Origin of the sequence: Desulfosediminicola flagellatus (assembly GCF_005116655.2) — a bacterium.
In the GTDB taxonomy this organism is placed as follows: domain Bacteria; phylum Desulfobacterota; class Desulfobulbia; order Desulfobulbales; family Desulfocapsaceae; genus Desulfopila; species Desulfopila flagellata.
The window spans coordinates 6,244,023-6,262,621 of sequence record NZ_CP050698.1; the positions used below are offsets into that span (position 1 = coordinate 6,244,023).

An 18,599-nucleotide genomic window follows, 5' to 3' on the forward strand; every position below is an offset into this window, starting at 1 on the left:
CCATTGTCGGACAACCTTCTAGTGTTTTTACTTGAAAAATTTTCTTTCCACCTGCGCATTTATTACGACATCCGGAGTGTAAATATCAAAAATTTCCTCGACATTTTTCTGGTCATAATCTTTCCACAGATAGACAACATGTCTGAAGTTTTCTGATAAAAATGGCTGAAGTTCTGTGAAAAATGAGTCTCGGAACACCAGAGCTGTGAGGTTTCTGTCAGAGCATCCTATGGCATAGGACGGTTTGGCGCGATCCCTGGTATAGTTTGAAAGGTGGTAATGATTAAAGTTTCGTGGATTGGCACATTGTTTAAAATTTTCAAGGGAATGGAAGATTACACTGGTCTCATTGTGACGCATTGCCATCCTGGCGAGATCGCAGCTTTTCGGCACCTCACTGCATTGCTGTTCACGTTCTTTACCAAATGTGAACTCTGTGACAAACTCCTCTTCAGGAAACCGTTCTTTCAATGCATCAATTATTGCAAGAAATGCAGCATATGCTCCCCGTTTGTTCCAGTGAGTGTCAGTCTTATAGAAAAGTTGTGCGGTCGATTTCGCTGTGCGTAGCGGTTCGTGCAGGTCGATAAGATAAGGGAGTGGATTATCAGCTGTATAGTTGACCAGTTGCTCAAGCCGTGTCGTTCCGCGCATTTTCTGAACTTCATCGGGTAGGTATTCCGTATAGATTGTATGTTTTCCAGGTGGTGCCATAGTCAAATATTCAATACCGAGTGAACCAAGCCACTCATATCTCCGATTTTGGTCAGCAATCCAGGAGTCAAGTTCCTTCTCGGTGAAAGTAACTTTTCCCAGAAAATCATTGAGTTGGTTCTGGGCCGTAAAAAAGTACCAACCATCTTTTCCCTCCAGCACTTTTGATTCAAGCCCTGTTTTACCGAACCGTTTGGACATCTCCCGGTAATAGCGTGAGATAAGGAAATCTCTATAGCCAAAATGGTCGCCCAGGTAGGTGTCCAGCTGCAGAAAGTAGTCTTTTATCTGTTGAATTGAGTCAGGCCATTCGGGTAAATCCGCAAGCTTTCGTTTTTCGCTCTGTGACCAGTTCTCCTTCGGAGAAAGCAACATTTTGGCAGGCGGAAGAAAGATCAGCGAAAGAAACATGAAAATAACCAATGTATTAAAAAGCTTTTCAATTGATATAGTTTTCATATTCCGTCCTAAAATCTAAAGTAAATGAACGGGTTATAGGCTCCGGCTGCAAGGCTTATAACGGTAAAATAGGTGAGCGTAACGGTAAGGGTGAACTGGACTAAGTAGAATCCCGCAAGCCCTGCATTCCCGCCGGGAACTGTTTTTTGCGTAAGAGAATCCCGTATACGTACAAAGAGCGGAAAAAGTGGTACTGACATTAGCATAGCCATAAATAGTTCAAAGATAATTTTATAGTCAAGCAGTACAGCAATCGGATATGCGCTTATCTGCTTGTCGACTAAGCCAGACATCATTGCAAAAAAGTTCATCGCCTGGGCGGGACTTTCCGATCGAAAAATGACCCAGCCAAAGATAATCAGCACTATGGTTATAAGGTGTTGGAGCGGTGACCACAGTTTTTGCAGCAGGTTGCCGATAACTGTACGCTCAACTGTCAGGAACAAGCCGTGATACAATCCCCAGAGCACAAAGGTCCAGCTGGCACCATGCCATAGTCCGCAGAGAAAAAAGACTGTGAGCAGGTTAACGCTTGTCCGGGTATTCCCATGACGATTACCGCCCATGGGAATATAGAGATAATCCCTGAACCAGCTGGAAAGCGAAATATGCCATCTACGCCAGAATTCCCGGATTGATCTGCTGATATACGGATAGTTGAAGTTCTCGGGGAAGTGAAAACCAACCATTCTGCCGAGTCCGATAGCCATATCGGAATATCCGGAAAAATCAAAAAATATCTGAAATGTGTAGCAGATAGCCCCCAGCCAGGCTACAGAAAATGAGAGTTCGTTTCCCGGCAATGAAAAAACCTGATCTGCCATAGCTCCCATTGGGTTTGCCAGCAGTACTTTCTTTGAGAGTCCGTATAGAAATCGTTGTGCACCAGCCGCAAAATCGCCTGTGGTTATTGTACGTTCGGCCAGCTCACGGGCGATATGATGGTAACGGACAATAGGGCCGGCAATCAATTGCGGGAACAGACTTATATAGAGGCTCAAGCGTATCAGGTTCTGCTGTGGTTCAACATTTTTCCGGTAAACATCAACAATGTAGGAAACCGCCTGAAATGTGAAAAACGAAATCCCAATAGGAAGGTGGACCGGGTCCAGCAATACGACAGGCAGTGAGAGGGCATCAAACAGGCTATTCAGGTTATCAACGATAAAATTTGCATATTTGAAAAATGCAAGAATACCTATGTTGGCAACGATACCGGAGGCCAACACAAATCGTGATGGGGAATCAGAGCCTTTACGGATAATGGATATCCCACAGAGATAGTTAAGCAATATAGAAACCAGCATAACCAGTAGATATATTCCTTCTCCCCAGGAGTAGAATAGCAGGCTGGCGAAGAGCAGAATAATGTTTCTAAATTTTCTTCCGGCTATTACGTAAATCAACAGCGTGAGAGGCAAAAAGAAAAAGAGAAAGGTAATAGAAGAAAAAACCATAATATAGCAATTTCGTGGAGTTGCAAATGTATTGATAGTGTAATGATTGAGAATAATAGAGTTATAGCATACTCTGGCCGGAGATGCAGTAATGAATCGTAAAGATTGTCAGGTAGTGGTAAGGTGACGGCAGATGCTGCATCCGGTCTTATTCGTGAAAAATGGTAACAATATATCTTCATTATGTGACTAATAGTTTTTTGTCGCTGCTTGGCTTTATCGCTCTATATGTCACTTTGTTGGTGATGAATGTAAGCTGATTACGCTACTGCGGTTATCAGAAATAGAAAACTGCTACACAGTCACAACCGCATGTGCAACATGCATTACCCGGATTTTTCATCAAAACAGTTTTCGCTGATCGAGGCACCAGAACCGCCGCTATAGACAGCTGGCATAAGTGGCTTAACGCTGTAGCAACTGGAACATCTATTGACCCGAAGGGTGAGCTTTTTGATTTCAAACGAAAAACTCGCTGGTATTTAACGCGATCATTTTTTTAATATAAAATTAAACAGTTGAGCTTGTAATCAGAGAGATAATGAGAATTGCGGGGTAGTGCCCCCCCCCTTATAAGGAGATGCAATGAACCTGCTGAAGAGACAGATGTTTTTTAGTGGTAGTGCACTGCTGTGTATTTTGATCTGTTCTATCCCGTGTTCTGCTATGATAGACGGCCATTACCAAAAGGCTGAACGTCTACTGGTTCTCACCGAGTTGCCTGTCAACCTTGAGCAGTTGTCAGCAATTGCGATCACTATCCAGATGGAGGAGGAACCTAAGCTGAAAAAATATGAAAAGATTTTCAATGAGTATGTCAGCAAGTATGTAAGCTGGGAAGTATTGAAAGACGACTTTGTTGATGTGTACATGGAGACGTTCAGCGAGAGTGAACTCGATCAATTGATCGAGTTTTACTCATCTCCCCTTGGCAAAAAATCAATACAACTCGCACCATCTCTTATGAATCAGACATCTTTTATAGTCCAGCAAGCCTTTATCAACAATGAAAGACGCCTTGAGAAAATGATCAAGGAGTACGATCGTAAGTCGAGGAAAGCTGCTAAGAGTAAGAAATGATTAATCTTCCGATAGAAATGACTTCAGCGCCAGTAATCACCGGACTACGAGTTTTCACCGTGTCAGTCTGAAATGTTCTTGTGTTAGTTTCTGTTGTTTAGAGCCGATATATTAATTACTTTCATCTCGCAAGGGTACCGGCCTCGTCTTTATTCTCTTCATTACTCTTCAATCTCCAATACCTTCAATTACTATCACTCCTTCGCTCGCGTGATCTGATAGCCGAGCTGTAGATATTCTGAGCTCTATTCATAGCTTCTTGAGATTCAAGTGCAATTCGATAGGCTTTATCCCATTTGTTCTCCTGCCAGAAATCTTTGGCTTCACCCAGAAGTTCGTTGGATACCTGTATTTGAGATTTCATTCCAAATGGAAAATATGTGCGGGTACGCGCCCAGTCCAGACGTCCTTCAATATCGATAATGGCGTCTTCGTATTCTTCCTGTATATATTCTTGTCGTGCAAACTGAATGAGATAATAAACAAATACGACGAGGAGTCCGGTTGCTAAAACAGTGTTCATAGCTGTTCTCCAAAAGTGATCCTTAAATATCCCCATGGTTATGCCGCAGATGGCCGGGAGAGGCTTTGCTGTATTTTTTATTAGAGACCTTATATCAGAATACTGTATTTTGATGGTAAATCCCAAGTTGAGATTTTAGATGATCGTATTATGAAATGAGAGGTATGTCTGGCTGTCAGTGCAGCATAACGTACTTTAGCGGTCTAATATTATATGACATGATTTCTTTGTTTCGAGGAGTTGTCCTGTATGGCTACGGTCCTTCATATTGTTAATGGTGATGGTGCAGGGGATAGTCTGAAAAAAACGGGTATTTCAGGTGATTTTCTGATTTGTCGCGATCTGCTTTACGATGGGCCTCGAAACCTCGGCTGGCCTGATGAAGCGACCCTGGCTGCTCGGGCAGAGTTCCTTGAGGAATTTACCGGCGGTGGGATGGATACGAGTAGCATCCTGGAAATCCTGCAAAGCCATTATCAACAATTTTTGACCGCTAAAACCTATGACAATATCGTGCTCTGGTTTGATGGATGTTTATGTGATCAAACTATGCTGGCACATACCCTTGTTTGTCTCGATATTCTGCAAATAGACCAGGTTGAACTTATCTGTATTAATTCTTTTCCCGGTGTTGAACGCTTTAATGGTCTTGGGCAGCTTGACCCGTCTCAACTAGCATCTCTGTATGGTACGCGTCAGCATGTGACAAAAGAGCAGATAGATTATGCGAAACGTGTAAACACGATTTTTGTAACTCAGGATCTACAGTTATTAAAAGAACTTGCAGCTGATGTTAATGCTCCTTTACCCTTTGTCCCTGCCGCGGCCGCGCGATGGATCCAGGAGCAACCCGACCCCGATACCGGTTTAGGACGACTTGAGAGTCTGGCCCTTGAGGCAATTGTTGGCGGCAGGAATACGCCGGGAGAAATTTTTAGAAGCGTGGCTGATGCAGATGTTCCACCGCAGTTCTGGGGCGATATTACCTTATGGCAGAAAATCAATTCTCTGACATTACGCACTCCACCGTTAGTGTGTATTGATGGTCCCTCAACAATGCTTCCCCAAGGTGGGAATCCCGACGAATTGAAGAAATACAGAGTTTATCCATCAAAGACGTGAGGTGTTTTTTCGTTATAAGGGGAATGCCTTGCTGGTCTTTGCTATCTGCTCTGCTGTCAACTCTTTCAATTTTAGGCGCTCAAAAAATAATGCTCGCAATATCATCTGAATGGCTGTGCTTATTTTTTGAAAATGTCTCGATTTTGACCAAAACCCTTATTTTCGGACACCCTCCTAGATGTTCAGGCCCTGTTTTGTCAGAAAAACTCTTGCGAGAAATTCCTGTAATAGGCGCGCGAGTCAGAAAAGAGTTGGAGAAAAGTGTAAAGTAGATAATGAATGATGCATCGAATTACTTGATCAATTTTATGCTGGAACTATTTGAATATAAATAAGGAGATGTTCTTCTCAACTGATTGTGACGAGAGGACATAAACGAGTAGAAATATGTATTTCATTAAATATCACCCGTTAAAAGAACAGTTACTGAATCGAACACTTACTGAAAAAGAAGCTTTGCCTTATCTCGTAGTTTTTTCGGCCCTTACAACCCTCATATGTTCTCTGCCCTTACTGGATGGCTACAATGAGTGGGATGGAATGTCCTCCTTTGCAAATGTTTGTATTGCTGTATGGGGTGCAATATATGCGTATCGCGAGAATGGCGGTGATGAAGGGTTTGATTTTATCCAGAAGTTTGTTGTGCTTGGTTGGGTAGTATCAGTACGGTTTTTATGTGCCTTTATTCCGGCGATGATTGTTGTTTCAATTGTTGGCCAGATGCTGGGTCTTTCTTCACTTGATGCCACAGGGCCTTACGATGTCCTTGTTGCGTCAGTTGCCGAAGTCGTTTTCTATGAGCGGCTTGGAAGACACATACGCGATACCGTCAAGATAGCCGAATAACCGGGAGCATACGTAAAGCACCTGGGATAAAAAATAGTTTAGTTCATTTGCACATTATGTCGTGATTTATTTTGTGGATCATGCTAACAATCAAAGCGATCAACGTTGTAGATGTGATGTATTGCAGAGTTGCCGATTGGATTGCTGGCTTTAATTCGGAACGTTTGTGAGAACAATATATTCCTAACTGATGCCTGTGCAGCAGAGTTTGTCGTAGCTTGGTTGCATGGCATTGATCCACGTCGAAGAACAGGCTATGAAATCACTACCCGCCGAGTCGTTTTACAGAGAAGTTTCCGCTACACTCCATCTCTGGTCCATTTCCACAGATGAGGGAGTTCCGACATTTAGTAATCATGACGGGGCGACCTGTCTGCATGTATGGTCATCCAGGGAAAAAGTAGAAAAAATTATAGAGTCAGAGAGCTGTTTTCAACAGTTTCGACCTCTGCAAATTCCCTGGTCACACTTTGAATCATACTGGATGGCGGAACTGCTGCCCGAGGATGTGGTATTTGCCGTAAACTGGATAGGCAAAAAGCATAAGATCTGGGAAGAGCCGGCGAGCGAGCTGACGAATCATGTAAATACCCTCATTCACCAGCGCGTTTCGCAAAAATAGATGCATTAAAAGAACCATGGAAATCATTGCTGTCGCTGATTTTATGGTTCTTTTAATGTTTGTAATTTTGGCTATTTTTCTCATCTAAGAGTTTGGCCAAAACTCCTGTTATCGGACAGGCTCCTATGCGTGTTCCTGCTCTGTCCTGCTGATAATCTCAGCCTGATGTTCTGCATCAAGATCAACGAAATAATCGCTATAACCTGCCACGCGAACAAGCAGATTTCTATAATCGTCAGGGTGATCCTGTGCCTTTTTGAGGGTGGCGGTATCGATAACATTGAACTGAATATGATGACCGCCAAGTGCAAAGTAGGTGCGAACCAGACTGCAGAGCTTTTTCAGATCCTCATCTGTTTTTAACACAGAAGGGAGAAATCGCTGGTTGAGCAGAGTGCCGCCAGATTTGACCTGATCCATCTTGCTGAGTGATTTAATAACCGAAGTCGGGCCGTGCCTGTCCGCGCCCTGGGAAGGTGAGGTTCCGTCAGAAAGCGGTAAATACGCATTCCGACCATTGGCGCTGGCCCCCAGCATTTTGCCGAAATAGACATGACAGGTAGTAGAGAGCATGTTCAGGTGATAGCCGGTTCCTTTGGTGTTGGGCTTGCCATCAATGGCATTAAAAAGGCTGCTGTACACCTGCTGCATGATTGAATCTGCCGCGTCATTGTCATTGCCGAAAAACGGGGTCTTGTTCCATAGTGTCAGCCGAAGTGGTTCGTTGTCTTCAAAATTGTTCTTCAGAGCCGTTAACAGTTCCTTCATACGTATTGAAGGATTATCAAAGACGTGGGTTTTAATGGCTGAAAGTGAATCGGTTATTGTACCGATTCCGCAGCATTGGATGTAATTGGTATTATAGCGTGGGCCGCCGTTGTAGTAATCTTTTCCATTTGCAATGCAGTCGTCGATGACCACAGAGAGAAATGGCGCAGGAGAGTAGCGTGCATACATCCGTTCGATGTAGTTATTTACGCGAACCTTGAGGTCAACCACATGCTCAAGCTGTTGCTGAAAGGCATGGAGCAAATCATCAAATGATGAGAAATTTAAAGGATCTCCTGTTGCCAGGCCCACTTTTTTTCCTGTCAGTGGGTCAACACCGTTATTCAGTGTTAGCTCAAGAATTTTAGGAACGTTCAGATAACCGGTCAGGATGTATGCCTCTTTACCAAAGGCTCCGGTTTCAACGCATCCGCTGGTACCGCCTTCGCGTGCATCTTCAAAGGTTTTACCAACACGAATCTGCTCCATGATAACTGTGTCGGTATTAAATACAGAAGGGTATCCGTAGCCCTTACGCACCACATTTACAGCAGCTTTTAAGAATCTGTCCGATGTCTTGTTACTGATATGCACACTTGGCTGCGGTTGAAGCAGATGCAGTTCATCCGAAACTTCAAGAGCCAGAAAAGATAGTTCAGAGCAACCATCTGTACCGTCTTTTTTGAGGCCACCGAGATTGATCTGGGTAAAGTCGTTATAGGTTCCGCTCTCTTTGGCGGTTACACCAACTTTGGGTGGTGCCGGATGGTTGTTTACTTTTATCCAAAGACAACTCAGCAACTCTTTTGCCATTTCGTTATCAAGTGTGCCTTCAGCAAGTTCCTTTTCGTAAAAAGGCTGCAAATGCTGGTCGAGGTGACCGGGGCTCATGGCGTCCCAGCCATTTAATTCGGTAATAGTTCCGAGGTGGACGAACCAGTACATCTGAATAGCTTCGTGGTACGTATCTGGTTTATTTGCGGGAATCTTACGGCATATCCGCTCAATTTCGATGAGTTCAGCGCGTCTGTCGGGATCTGTCTCATCTTTTGCCATGTTTGCCGCAAGATCTGCGTGACGTTCAGCAAAAAGAATTGCGGCATCACAGCTGATATCCATAGCCTGTAATTGTTCTGCCTTATCAGATGCTTCGGGGTCATTTTTATAGTCGAGCCGTTGCATGCTATCGGCGATGCGCGCTTTGTAATCGAGCATGCCATATTGGTAAATGCTACCGTCCAGAGCGGTGTGACCGGGAGCGCGCTGCTCCATAAACTCAGTAAACAGTCCTGCCTCATATGCTTCCCGCCATTCAGTCGGCACTTCACTGAAAATTCTGTCACGCATTGACCGTCCTTCCCAGTAAGGAATTACCTTTTCGCGGTAGGTCTGAATATCTTTTGGTGCAACCTGGTAATTTGTCATGGAACGATCATTTAAAATCTGCAGATCTTCAGCGGTGTGGCAGGTCAGTTCAGGAAAGGTTGGAACGACTTTCGGTGCAGGTCCACGTTCGCCAACAATAAGTTCATCATCGCCTATGTAGATGGTTTTTCGGGCGCAAAGATGTTCAAAACAGAGAGCACGTAGTACCGGCAATGAGAATTTACCGTAGTTTTCTGTATAAAAATCCGTTTCGAGTAATGCTCGTTCAATTGAAATTGAAGGCTGGGTCTCGAAACTTTTCTGCCGTAATCGGGCAATGCGTTCATTCATTGTATTACGCTCCTAAACGGACCTGGAGTCCGAAATCTTTAAATATGTGGGTAACTCGGGCGAGGCATTGAGAATCCGGGGTGTGATACTGTTCCCCGCGATATTCCCCGCCAAGCTTAAGATATTTATGACTGGCAAAATGATGATAGGGTAGTAGATCGACACCTTGAATTCCTTTGAGGTTGCAAATGAAATCAGCTGTAAGGCGGATGTTGTGATCACTGTCGTTTATCCCTGCGAGTAGCGGTACCCTGATCTGTATTTTTGCACCGCTCTCAGAAAGTACTTTGAGATTTTTCAAGATCAATGTGTTGTCTACGCCGGTATATCTTTTGTGCAGCTCTGCGTCCATTACTTTAATGTCATAGAGGAAAAGGTCGACATGTTTGGCAATATCTAAAAGTATTGCAGTTGGTGCAAAGCCTGTCGTATCGACAGCTCTGTGAATTCCACGTTCACCGCACCGTTTAAGCAGTTCGAGCAATGCTTGCGGCTGCATAAGTGGCTCGCCGCCAGAAAAGGTGACTCCGCCACCTGACTGTTCGTAAAAGAGGCGGTCTTTTTCAATTTCTGCCATCACCTCGTTGATTCCGCTCTGATACCCAACAGCCTCATGGGCCAGAGACGGACATATCTCGACACATTCGAGGCAGGTGGTACATCTGGAAAAATCTCTATGAATACCAGTGTCATCAACTGTTAAAGCTGATTCCGGGCAACCATGCAGGCATTCACGGCAACCGATACATTTATCTTTTACAAATATAACTTCGGCCTTTGGATTGATGCCTTCAGGGTTATGACACCAGAAACAAGATAGCGGGCAACCTTTAAAGAAAACCGTTGTCCGGATATTGGGGCCGTCATGCAGCGCATATCTTTTAATAGAAAACAGCAGTGGGCTTGGGTTGTTTGTAGTCATAGAAAACAGATAACAAAAAATATCGCTGTACAGCAAGATGATTGTATACAATTGCAGTGTATTAATAATAAATATTATTTCCAACTTGACAATATCATACCGATACATAGCTTTCAATTAATAAATGTCCTTATATACCAGGACGTTTGGTTCCCGCAGGTACACTGCAGTACGGTTGGATTACATCATAAAATATCTGCAATGGTGGATTATCATGGCAAAAATAGCAATGATTGAAGGTATTGGCAAAAAATACAGTGAAAAACTTGAAGGTGCCGGTGTCGGTACAGTTGAGGCATTACTGGAAAGAGGCTCTACTAAAAAAGGTCGTAAAGAAATTGCTCTGAAAGCTAATGTCAGTGAGAAACTGGTATTAAACTGGGTGAACAGGGCAGATCTTTTTCGGATTAAAGGCATTGGTTCACAGTATGCAGATTTACTTGAGAATGCAGGTGTAGACAGCGTGCCCGAACTTGCTCAGCGTAACCCGGAAAATCTGCTACTTATGCTTCAGGAGGTCAATAGTACAAAAAATCTGGTCCGTGCTATGCCATATTTGAAACAGGTGCAAAAGTGGGTGGGAAGGGCAAAAGACCTTCCAAGAGTGGTTACTCATTGAACAGTTCGTTATAGAGTTGTCCGGTAGATTATACCGCAGGGATAAAAGGGCTGGTTATTGTAAGACCAGCCCGATATTCTCCACGTAATTTCTCTGTAAGTAAATATATGCCTGGCGTAACTAATCATCTCAAACGGTCTCCTGGCAAACCTTTAAAACCTAATATACATACGGGAAAAGTTGGGCTAACCTCTGTTCTCTGTAATTAAAGATACGGTCTAGAGTTTTACGTATGAAAGCCGAATGGAGCATTGTGCCGATAAAGCCGTAAGGCATTATGTAGGTTACCCTGTCCAATGAGACGACTCCGCCAGCAATTTCTGTTAGCTGGTGATAGTGATTCCAGAAGCGAAAAGGTCCAGACTGTTGTTCGTCAATAAAAGAGTGTTTTATACGGATGTGCTTGATCTCGGTGAGCCATTTCTGTCTTCCAAACCCGGGTATGCGGATTGAATACTCAATAAGCAGGCCGTTATACATCTCTTCCGGCACGTTTGTTATAATTTTAAACTGAAGATCCGGAGGGGTTATGATGTTGAGGTTTGCAGGGTTTCTCAAAAAATCCCAGCATTGCTCAACCGAGGCTCCCAGCTGTATTTTTCTTTCAAGTGTGTATATCATTATATAGGCCGCGGACATCCTCCTGGTGGCTCGGTAAGAGGTTTTTTTCCTGATCTTTCATGGTAGCATACGTGTGCGTTTAGCTGCAAATTGCAGACTGTATACCTCCTGTCAGGTCTGACTATGATATACTCTTTTGCAGGGATTCATAAAGTCAATTTGCAGCATCGATATTTTGTGAAATTTGTAAAGATATCGGAAATTCTGAACAGTGAATTTTCTATAAGAGATTGTTGAAGTACGTGAGCAGGGAATGGCATATGCGACTAATCCAGGCAAAGGTGCGATGTGTTGAAGGTGTTGTGGATACCGGCTGGCTTGTTCCGGGAAGGCAAACTACCGTAATTTACGGCCCTGTCGGCAGTGGTAAGAAACATTTCCTGAAGGCTTTGGAGGCATTGAATCCTGTCTATGACATCTCGGTAGAAAATCCATTCGTTAATCATCCTGAAATCTGGCAGCAGGGGAAGTATAAACGACGCGTGTACCCTGAGAAGAAGACTGCTGTTTTCATGGTTTTTTCGGCGCAGCCGAACCTTGTTCGGGAGCTGGATAACATAGACCCTGCACTTATTGAGACTGATAGAATCGAAGTGGGGAGAAGACTGGATCTCAGCAGGTGGATAACCTTCGTAGAGATTTCTGCATCGACCCGCTGGTCCGAGATCGCTGATCAGATGAAAACATTGCGGGAACGATTGCAACACTGTTCTAAAGGGCGGGATTTTGTGTTGCAGGGAGATTTTATAGATATGCTTGCAGCAACTGACAGGGTTAAGGGAGAGGTCGCAGTTACGTGTGCTAACTGGCTAAATTCAATCGCTGACGTGCTGACGGAGGAAGACAGGCCCTTACTGGATACCTGCATGCAGAAAACACAGCGTGCAGAACGGTTTATAACAGCACGAAAAAAGGTTGAAGAGTCGTTGCCGCCAACGATAGCCGTTCACAAAGAGCAGAGCATTCGAGCAGATTACTCGTTCTCATTCCTTGAAAAAGCAGATACGGATTGTGATCCTGTTGTTTCTCTATTACGGAATATTTTTCACTCATACCGGCTAGGAAGTAAACATGGTCGCGAAAGATTTTTTTCGACTCTCAAAGAGCCATATGCTGACATTAAGTCGCTATTGGTGGCAGGAATTAACTTGCCGGAACTGATGGTGGATGAAAACGGCTTCACACTTACAGCGTATACACCTGACAGCATTTTAGCAAAACGGGTTCAATTAATGGGACTTGTAGCACTCTTGTCTACCGTCTGTTATGGACGGCCACCTCTCCTGCTTATTGATCAATTAGATGAAGGAATGGATGACGAAACAGCAGACACCTTCATTGGCTGGTTGCAAGATTTTAGCGGCTATTGTCAAATTATTCTGGCAACCGGGAGCCGTCGGGTTGCATTACGTCCGGGATGGCAGGCGGTAAAGCGAATCGGCCCTGAAGGACTCACTGAAGGCGGAATAATCTCAGAATGAGAGCTGTCGTGCACGATATGACAATGCATTTTTCACGCACCCTCAAGGCTTGTAGTCTCTTGCAACTTCCTGTAATTTTTGCCAGTATGAACTATTATTACTGCCAGAAATACTGAATACAGATCAAATACAGATTAAATACATATCGAATACAACGAATGAGAACGAGATGAAAAAGTACACACGATTGCTGACTATTGCTGGGTCGGATAGCGGAGGGGGGGCCGGGATTCAGGCTGATCTAAAGGCATTTTCTGCCTGCGGTTGTTACGGAATGTCAGCCATTACAGCTTTAACAGCACAAAATACAGTAGGAGTGACGAGTATCCACCCTGTCCCTGTGCCATTTTTAGAAGCGCAGATTCGTGCTGTCTTTGATGATATTGGTGTTGATGGTGTAAAGATCGGTATGCTCCATTCAACTGAGGTTATCGAGTGTGTAGCCGGATTGCTCAGTGAGTATGATTGCAGGCGGGTGGTGCTTGATCCGGTTATGGTTGCCACAAGCGGAGATCCGCTCATCAAAGAAGACGCTATCGAGGCAATGAAGGAGATACTCTTTCCGGTTGTTCATCTTATCACTCCAAACATTCCAGAAGCTGAATTATTACTCGGGCGAAAAATAGGCGGGGCTGCAGAACTCGGTGATGCTGCCAAAGAGTTGTCGGTTGCCCATTCATTGAATGTACTTCTTAAGGCCGGGCATTTGAGTGATGAGTCGCTTGAAGATGTCCTGGTTACGCTAGAATCCGAAAAAATAAATATCTATAGCAATGCCAGACTGAAAACAAAAAATACTCATGGAACAGGGTGCACACTTTCGTCAGCCATTGCATCGTATTGGAGTAAGGGGCTTGAAATAGCGGAGGCAGTGGCAGAGGCAGAGAGCTATCTGCACAAGGCAATAGCCGCTGGATCTGAATATGCAATTGGCGAGGGACATGGGCCGGTGCACCATTTTCATGCCGTTTGGAATTGAAATGATGTTGTCATTGCGGGAATAACCAACTTTTAGGGTGAATATATGCACATGGTCATAGTGTTGGGTAGTCCAAGAAGAAACGGTAACAGTGAGATGTTGGCAAAAGCCGTGGCGGAAGGTATGGAGTCTGAAGGTGGAACAGTTGAATATCTCCGATTAAATGATCTGGATATTCGCCCCTGCCAGGGGTGCGGTGGTTGCGATAAGTCAGGCGAATGCGTCGTCAAAGATGATATGACCGAAATTTACGGAAAAGTTGATAACGCAGACAGGTTGTTGTTGGTGACTCCAATATATTTCTATGCAATGTCTGCCCAGGCAAAGATTTTTACTGACCGAATGCAGGCTCGCTGGTCAAGGCGATACAATCTCAAAAACCGTTTCAGGCAGGGTGAGGGTAGACGCGGATATGTGCTGGCAACCGCTGCAACTGGCGGTGGTAAACTTTTTGAGAGCACAGAACTGTGTGCCAGATACCTGTTTGATGCGATTGATATGGAGTGTGGCGAATCGCTGCTGGTAAATGGTGTGGATGATCGCAAAGCTGTACGTGAAAAATTAGATGAACTGACCCGGGCCAGATCATTTGGTGAGAAAATCAGCCGTGGTGAACTGTAGGCTTTAGACAGCCTCCTGGGAGGCTGTCCGAGAATAGGGATTTTCGCTCAGATCAAGGCAAACTCGCAAAATTACCGGAGGCATATAGTTAATATCTCGGAGTCTCGTCCCTCGCTTACCGGAGGATAATTTTTCGAGTTTAACGAAGATATGGGTGAGAAGAGCGTTTTCTGACTGCCTCCTAGCAGGTTGCAGTCACATGCGGCCTTTCTTCTGCTTGTAATACCCTCTGCAAAGTTGATGCAAGAACTGTTGCATCAACTGGTTTGGTCAGATATTCATCCATCCCGGCAGAGAGAAAATTCTCTCTGTCGCCCTTCATCGCATGCGCAGTTACAGCAACTATCGGAATAGACATCCCCTTCTTAAGGGTGTTTTTCCGAATAATCTTAGCTGTTTCTATGCCGTCCAGTTCGGGCATCTGAATATCCATCAGGATGCAGTCAAATGATGTCGTTTCCAGCAGGTCAATTGCCTTTCTGCCGTCTGTCGCCAAAGTTACATTATGACCAATGTTTTGCAGCATCGCCAGGATCACCATGGCGTTGATTTTTTCGTCTTCTACTACAAGTATATCGGCTTTGCGAGTCGATGTAGAAGTTACCGGTTTACCCACTTCATTGCCGCCTGAGGTAAATGCGTCAGGTTGTACGAGGATCGCAAAGTCAGCTATAGTCCCCTGTCCTTCGCTGCTTTTTAATTCTATGGTTCCATCTAAAAGCGTGAGCAGCTGTTTAACAATAGATAGACCAAGCCCGGTTCCCTTGTATTTACGTTGAAATGAACCGTCCGCCTGGACAAATGGCTCAAAAAGCTGATCAGATAACTGAACCGGTATTCCGATACCTGTATCTTCAAGTTTGAAGTGGATTTTGATCCTATCTTCTACCTGCTCTTCTGCAGTGACCAAGAGATGGATATGACCGTTGTTGGTGAACTTTACTGCATTACCCAGCAGGTTGAACAGAATTTGCTGGAGGCGGGATTCGTCTGTCTTTATGCGTCTGGGGACATCATCCGCTATTATGAGCTGTAAATCGATTCGATTGCTATCAATAAGACTCTCAAATGAATAGAAAATCGTTTTTAGAAATTTTCTTAAATTAAAACAGCTTGGGAGAAGTTCAATTTTTCCTGCTTCGATTTTTGAAAAATCGAGAATATCAGTAATCAGGTGAACCAGATTAGACCCGGACTGGATTGCGGTATCGACAAATCCCGCTTGTCGACTGTCGAGATCTGTTGCCTGGAGCAGTTGCAACATGCCGAGTATTCCGTTCATCGGAGTTCGTATTTCATGGCTCATATTAGCCAGGAATTCTGATTTTGCCTTACTGCCTGCCAATGCCTGTTCTTTGGCATTTTCCAATTCTTTTTGAGCTTCGACTCTGGCTGTAACGTCACGACTGACACCGACTACTCCGAAGAAGTCGCCGTTGTCGTCATACATGGGGGAGGTAATTGTTTCTATCCAGATGAAGGAACCGTCTTTGTGGCGAATCTCAAATTCCCAGAATTGCAGCTCTTTACTTGTTGTTTTTCTACGAGATATTCCTTTGTAATGTTTCGAGAATTGCTTGTGGTACGGTATGGAAGATTTTGGGAAATATGTTGAAAAGTTGTTGTTGAGAAATTCTTGCGGAGTATAGCCGGTAACATCTACAAGCGAAGGAGAGAAAAAAGTGAATGTAAGCTCTGCATCCATAGTCCAGATTACATCACGAACATTCTCGGCAAGCAGGCGGTAACGCTGGTCTATTATACGTTTTTCTTCTTTTATTTTGAGGTCCTGAGTGATGTCTCGCCCGGTTCCCACTGTGCCGATGAGTTTTCCTCCGGTGTCAAACATCGGTGCTTTGTGGACATCAAGCATGATGTATTCTCCGCGAACGAGGCCATCTTCCAGAAAGCGCCCTGGCTCACCTTTTTCTCTTACCTGTTCATCTGAATTTGTACAGATTTCTCCAAAGGTATGCATATGGCCCAGTGCTCTTTCACGTAGAGCAAAAAAGATGTCATTTTTACCCAGTGCCTCCTGAGCAGAGTCGCATTTCAGTAGAGTGTTGCAAATCGCCTTGTTGGCAAAAAGATATTGGTCGTCAAGGTCTTTGGCCCAGATCATGTCCGGGACAGTATCAGCCATTAACCGCATCAGGTTATACAGTGCAAAATACTTCTCTTCACTTTTTCTAAGAGCCAGATCTGTTTCTTTTTGCGCGGTTATGTCTTTAAAAATTGAAAAGATAGCGGATTGCCCGTCAATCTCTATAACACTGCCTGAGATAGAGACAAATCGGTCATTCCCATCTGAAGTTTTTAGGTGGGCTTCGTAATCTTCGAGTTTCCCTTCGGCTCCTATATGTTCTACGAAAGTGTGTCTATCCTGTGGATTCGTCCAGAAATCGACAATATTTAAACCGAGAGCATCTTCAATCTTGATTTGAAAAAACGATGCTGCAGCATTGTTCATATAGAGGATGGTCTGCTTTTTAAGTGATGTTACCACAAGTGGCAACATCGCATTATCAAGCATCTGCCGGTATTGCTCGTTTAGGGGATCGACAGTGTCTTTTTCTGAATTTGCATTAACGAGTTTCAGCATGGTATCTCTGTGTGCCTTCCGCATGAATTTGGCTGAAGACAGAGTAAACCTAGTTTTGGGTATGGGTTACTCTGGTGTCGTGATATTTCGGAAAGTTAATCTAACACATTATTGAGCCTGTAGGAATGAAAGTATTGATATCCCGTAAATAAATAGTATTACACCTTAAATGTCGCATTGTTGCTCAATACGATGTTCGAGATGCCTGTATGTGTAGAATTCTGTATTCACTTCTCAAAAGTACTCAATATATTTATATTCTTTCCTGAAGGATGAGTCGGTGATCTTCTTTGGTTAAAGCTGCCGGATTGTATTTATTACCTGTCTGATTGAGTATTTCATCAAACGAATTTTCAGTGACTCCATAATCGCCAAGGCACGGGATACCAAGAGTAGTTGAAAGATTTGTAAGATATTCGATGAAGATGTCCTGAGCTTGATGGTCTGAAATATCCAGCTCTGTTGTTAATCGGCCAAGTTTTGCATATTTTGCAAGCGAGATTCTGTCACCGTCGTTTTCGCGAAGGTGTTGTAGTGTAAATCTGTTGGCTGCAGCCATCAGCGTTCCGCAGACTACTCCATGGGGGATTTCGCTAATTCCACCGATAGCCGATGCAAAACCGTGGATAAGTCCAAGACCGGCATTGGCGAGTACTATGCCGGAGAGATACGAGGCGTACGAGATGTCTGCTCGTGCAGAAATATTGTCACCATCATCACATGCATTCTGCAGTGAATGTATAACGCGTTGAATTCCTTCAAGAGCAAGAGCGTCGGTTAAAGGCGACCCGTTGGTTGATAGATATCCCTCAACAAGTTGGGTGAATGTGTCCATTCCGCAGGCAACGGTCAGGTTGCGTGGACACGCTGTTGTCAGTTCCGGGTCGATTAAGGCAATGTCCGGGATGTAGTTATCGTGACGAAGAGACTTTTTAAAGCCGTGATGACCAACACTGCTGATTACAGCATTGCTGGTTGCTTCGCTGCCGGTACCTGATGTGGTCGGAACAGCAATGAATGGGATTTTTTCTCCGCTTGGCTGTCTGCTACCTACCCCTTCGAGAAAAGTTGTTACAGGTTCCTGTTCAACCAGCATGGCGGAGATTGCTTTTCCTGCATCCAGAGCGCTTCCGCCACCGATACCGATGACGGCATCGATAGGCTTATCTGAATAGTGTTCGGTAACTGTATCGATATCAGCAGGGGAAGGTTCACCTTCAATATGTACGAGATTGAAGGAGTATCCGGATTCAGTAAGGTTACGTTCGAGATCACCCCAATATTTGCCTGAAGTAAAGGATTGACCACCGACAACAATGAGCAGTCTTGAGCCAAAACGTTTGAGCACTAAGGGAAGTTCTTTATGTCTCCCTACACCGAAAAACAGTTGCGGCGTGGGTTTAAAACTGAAGTCTGGCACCATTATGCATCTCCTGAAATTGGTCTG

16 protein-coding genes are annotated in these 18,599 nt (G+C 44.3%); 8 read left to right on the plus strand and 8 right to left on the minus strand.

Features of this window, described 5'->3' with window-relative positions; translation table 11 throughout:
• Positions 1-27: 27 nt before the first annotated feature.
• Complete coding sequence (locus FCL46_RS25880) at positions 28-1,173, minus strand: alginate O-acetyltransferase AlgX-related protein (protein WP_136808768.1); 1,146 nt, start codon at positions 1,171-1,173, stop codon at positions 28-30.
• Between the two features lie 8 nt (positions 1,174-1,181).
• Positions 1,182-2,630 (minus strand): MBOAT family O-acyltransferase, encoded by a 1,449-nt coding sequence (locus FCL46_RS25885; RefSeq protein WP_136808767.1) that lies wholly within the window; start codon positions 2,628-2,630, stop codon positions 1,182-1,184.
• A 585-nt stretch (positions 2,631-3,215) separates the two neighbouring features.
• On the opposite strand from FCL46_RS25885, the gene FCL46_RS25890 reads away from it, so the two are divergent.
• Entirely contained in the window at positions 3,216-3,710 is a 495-nt protein-coding gene (locus FCL46_RS25890) for a DUF2059 domain-containing protein (protein ID WP_136808766.1), read from the plus strand.
• Between the two features lie 184 nt (positions 3,711-3,894).
• Here the strand turns inward: FCL46_RS25890 and FCL46_RS25895 are convergent, their stop codons facing one another.
• Positions 3,895-4,233: a hypothetical protein gene (locus FCL46_RS25895; protein ID WP_136808765.1), complete on the minus strand. Its 339-nt coding sequence runs from the start codon at positions 4,231-4,233 to the stop codon at positions 3,895-3,897.
• 249 nt (positions 4,234-4,482) lie between these two features.
• On the opposite strand from FCL46_RS25895, the gene FCL46_RS25900 reads away from it, so the two are divergent.
• From FCL46_RS25900 to FCL46_RS25910, 3 genes are all read left to right on the plus strand, one after another.
• On the plus strand, positions 4,483-5,355 hold the full coding sequence (locus FCL46_RS25900; protein ID WP_136808764.1) for a DUF1835 domain-containing protein: 873 nt from the start codon (positions 4,483-4,485) through the stop codon (positions 5,353-5,355).
• Positions 5,356-5,742: 387 nt separating this feature from the next.
• The gene (locus tag FCL46_RS25905; protein WP_136808763.1) at positions 5,743-6,201 is read left to right on the plus strand and encodes a hypothetical protein; all 459 of its coding nucleotides are present in this window, start codon (positions 5,743-5,745) and stop codon (positions 6,199-6,201) included.
• Between the two features lie 226 nt (positions 6,202-6,427).
• Positions 6,428-6,823, plus strand: coding sequence for a DUF2750 domain-containing protein (locus tag FCL46_RS25910; protein ID WP_136808762.1), 396 nt, complete (start codon positions 6,428-6,430; stop codon positions 6,821-6,823).
• Between the two features lie 123 nt (positions 6,824-6,946).
• Here FCL46_RS25910 and hypD read toward each other — a convergent pair whose 3' ends face one another.
• Both hypD and FCL46_RS25920 read right to left on the minus strand, forming a co-directional pair.
• Entirely contained in the window at positions 6,947-9,307 is a 2,361-nt protein-coding gene (gene hypD / locus FCL46_RS25915; RefSeq protein ID WP_136808761.1) for a trans-4-hydroxy-L-proline dehydratase, read from the minus strand.
• Positions 9,308-9,311: 4 nt separating this feature from the next.
• A complete protein-coding gene (locus FCL46_RS25920; protein ID WP_167505956.1) occupies positions 9,312-10,229 on the minus strand; it encodes a glycyl-radical enzyme activating protein in 918 nt (305 codons plus the stop codon).
• Positions 10,230-10,443: 214 nt separating this feature from the next.
• On the opposite strand from FCL46_RS25920, the gene FCL46_RS25925 reads away from it, so the two are divergent.
• A complete protein-coding gene (locus FCL46_RS25925; protein WP_136808759.1) occupies positions 10,444-10,848 on the plus strand; it encodes a DUF4332 domain-containing protein in 405 nt (134 codons plus the stop codon).
• 159 nt (positions 10,849-11,007) lie between these two features.
• On the opposite strand, the gene FCL46_RS25930 is transcribed toward FCL46_RS25925, so the two are convergent.
• A complete protein-coding gene (locus FCL46_RS25930) occupies positions 11,008-11,469 on the minus strand; it encodes an SRPBCC family protein (protein ID WP_228723283.1) in 462 nt (153 codons plus the stop codon).
• 260 nt (positions 11,470-11,729) lie between these two features.
• Between FCL46_RS25930 and FCL46_RS25935 the strand changes: the two genes are divergently transcribed.
• The 3 genes from FCL46_RS25935 (at position 11,730) to FCL46_RS25945 (ending at position 14,550) form a co-directional block, all read left to right on the plus strand.
• Positions 11,730-12,950 carry a hypothetical protein gene (locus FCL46_RS25935; protein WP_136808758.1) on the plus strand — a complete coding sequence of 407 codons (1,221 nt, stop codon included), beginning with the start codon at positions 11,730-11,732 and terminating at the stop codon, positions 12,948-12,950.
• A gap of 169 nt (positions 12,951-13,119) precedes the next feature.
• Positions 13,120-13,929, plus strand: a complete 810-nt coding sequence (gene thiD, locus FCL46_RS25940) for a bifunctional hydroxymethylpyrimidine kinase/phosphomethylpyrimidine kinase (RefSeq protein WP_136808757.1) — start codon at positions 13,120-13,122, stop codon at positions 13,927-13,929.
• A gap of 51 nt (positions 13,930-13,980) precedes the next feature.
• Positions 13,981-14,550 carry a flavodoxin family protein gene (locus FCL46_RS25945; protein ID WP_167505955.1) on the plus strand — a complete coding sequence of 190 codons (570 nt, stop codon included), beginning with the start codon at positions 13,981-13,983 and terminating at the stop codon, positions 14,548-14,550.
• A gap of 181 nt (positions 14,551-14,731) precedes the next feature.
• Here the strand turns inward: FCL46_RS25945 and FCL46_RS25950 are convergent, their stop codons facing one another.
• Both FCL46_RS25950 and FCL46_RS25955 read right to left on the minus strand, forming a co-directional pair.
• The gene (locus tag FCL46_RS25950) at positions 14,732-17,152 is read right to left on the minus strand and encodes a PAS domain S-box protein (protein ID WP_167505954.1); all 2,421 of its coding nucleotides are present in this window, start codon (positions 17,150-17,152) and stop codon (positions 14,732-14,734) included.
• Between the two features lie 253 nt (positions 17,153-17,405).
• Positions 17,406-18,575 (minus strand): iron-containing alcohol dehydrogenase, encoded by a 1,170-nt coding sequence (locus FCL46_RS25955; protein WP_136808754.1) that lies wholly within the window; start codon positions 18,573-18,575, stop codon positions 17,406-17,408.
• Between the last annotated feature and the right edge of the window lie 24 nt (positions 18,576-18,599).

Coding starts and splice junctions, on each gene's coding strand:
- FCL46_RS25885 (WP_136808767.1), bottom strand. CDS start 2,630: ATGGTTTTTTCTTCTATTACCTTTCTCTTTTTCTTTTTGCCTCTCACG.
- FCL46_RS25955 (WP_136808754.1), bottom strand. CDS start 18,575: ATGGTGCCAGACTTCAGTTTTAAACCCACGCCGCAACTGTTTTTCGGT.
- FCL46_RS25935 (WP_136808758.1), top strand. CDS start 11,730: ATGCGACTAATCCAGGCAAAGGTGCGATGTGTTGAAGGTGTTGTGGAT.
- FCL46_RS25950 (WP_167505954.1), bottom strand. CDS start 17,152: ATGCTGAAACTCGTTAATGCAAATTCAGAAAAAGACACTGTCGATCCC.
- FCL46_RS25930 (WP_228723283.1), bottom strand. CDS start 11,469: ATGATATACACACTTGAAAGAAAAATACAGCTGGGAGCCTCGGTTGAG.
- FCL46_RS25925 (WP_136808759.1), top strand. CDS start 10,444: ATGGCAAAAATAGCAATGATTGAAGGTATTGGCAAAAAATACAGTGAA.
- FCL46_RS25890 (WP_136808766.1), top strand. CDS start 3,216: ATGAACCTGCTGAAGAGACAGATGTTTTTTAGTGGTAGTGCACTGCTG.
- FCL46_RS25880 (WP_136808768.1), bottom strand. CDS start 1,173: ATGAAAACTATATCAATTGAAAAGCTTTTTAATACATTGGTTATTTTC.
- FCL46_RS25900 (WP_136808764.1), top strand. CDS start 4,483: ATGGCTACGGTCCTTCATATTGTTAATGGTGATGGTGCAGGGGATAGT.
- hypD (WP_136808761.1), bottom strand. CDS start 9,307: ATGAATGAACGCATTGCCCGATTACGGCAGAAAAGTTTCGAGACCCAG.
- FCL46_RS25945 (WP_167505955.1), top strand. CDS start 13,981: ATGGTCATAGTGTTGGGTAGTCCAAGAAGAAACGGTAACAGTGAGATG.
- thiD (WP_136808757.1), top strand. CDS start 13,120: ATGAAAAAGTACACACGATTGCTGACTATTGCTGGGTCGGATAGCGGA.
- FCL46_RS25905 (WP_136808763.1), top strand. CDS start 5,743: ATGTATTTCATTAAATATCACCCGTTAAAAGAACAGTTACTGAATCGA.
- FCL46_RS25895 (WP_136808765.1), bottom strand. CDS start 4,233: ATGAACACTGTTTTAGCAACCGGACTCCTCGTCGTATTTGTTTATTAT.
- FCL46_RS25920 (WP_167505956.1), bottom strand. CDS start 10,229: ATGACTACAAACAACCCAAGCCCACTGCTGTTTTCTATTAAAAGATAT.
- FCL46_RS25910 (WP_136808762.1), top strand. CDS start 6,428: ATGGCATTGATCCACGTCGAAGAACAGGCTATGAAATCACTACCCGCC.